Annotated in this window: 1 protein-coding gene; it reads left to right on the forward strand. The window is 64.8% G+C overall.

Annotated elements, in window-relative coordinates; translation table 11 throughout:
• On the forward strand, positions 1-230 hold a 230-nt coding region (locus DBR12_RS23425), incomplete at both ends, for a M48 family metalloprotease (protein WP_233245050.1).

A 230-nucleotide genomic window follows, 5' to 3' on the forward strand; every position in this document is an offset into this window, starting at 1 on the left:
CCAGTCCGATGAATTTGAAGCCGATCGCAGCGGCGTGGCGATGGCGGCGAAGGCAGGGTTTGACCCATACGGGCTGGTGTCGGTGCTTCAGCAGCTGCGCAGCGTGACGCCAGACAACCCGATGTTCACGCTGACCATGTCCACCCACCCCGCTGCCCAAGCCCGCCTGGATTACCTTGAGCAGTCCATGGGTCGGCAGCTTGACGGACTGGGCGGCTCCCGGGCAACGA

It is taken from the genome of Acidovorax sp. HMWF029 (genome assembly GCF_003060895.1).
Classification (GTDB): Bacteria; Pseudomonadota; Gammaproteobacteria; order Burkholderiales; family Burkholderiaceae_C; genus Acidovorax.